This is a genomic window from Ectobacillus ponti (genome assembly GCF_024294785.1).
Lineage (GTDB): Bacteria > Bacillota > Bacilli > Bacillales > Bacillaceae_G > Ectobacillus > Ectobacillus ponti.
This window is the reverse complement of sequence record NZ_JANCLT010000090.1, coordinates 1-577: the sequence shown is the minus strand read 5'-3', so window position 1 is coordinate 577 and position 577 is coordinate 1. Positions and strand designations below refer to the sequence as shown.

Sequence of the window (577 nt, the reverse complement as noted above, 5' to 3'; positions counted from 1 at the left end):
CTCCGGCGGGCACATCAACCCGGCGGTGACGTTCGGGCTCTTCCTGGCGCGCAAGGTGTCCCTGGTCCGCGCCATCCTCTACATCGTGGCGCAGTGCCTCGGCGCCATCTGCGGCGTCGGCCTCGTCAAGGCGTTCCAGAGCGCCTACTTCAACAGGTACGGCGGCGGCGCCAACACCCTCGCCGCCGGCTACTCCAAGGGCACCGGCCTCGCCGCCGAGATCATCGGCACCTTCGTGCTCGTCTACACCGTCTTCTCCGCCACCGACCCCAAGCGCAACGCCCGCGACTCCCACGTCCCGGTGTTGGCTCCTCTCCCAATTGGATTCGCGGTGTTCATGGTCCATCTGGCCACCATCCCCATCACCGGCACCGGCATTAACCCGGCGAGGAGCTTGGGAACCGCGGTTATCTACAACAAGGACAAGGCCTGGGATGACCAATGGATCTTCTGGGTGGGCCCCCTGATCGGCGCCGCCATCGCCGCCGCCTACCACCAGTACGTGCTGAGGGCCAGCGCCGCCAAGCTCGGGTCCTACCGGAGCAACGCCTGAGATCGGCGGCGGCGGCGCGCGCGA

1 protein-coding gene is annotated in these 577 nt (G+C 67.8%); it reads left to right on the top strand.

What is annotated here, in order from left to right; genetic code table 11:
• Positions 1–553 (top strand): aquaporin (locus NK662_RS24695; protein WP_254761364.1); only part of this gene is annotated, 553 nt, incomplete at its 5' end.
• Positions 554–577 lie beyond the last annotated feature (24 nt).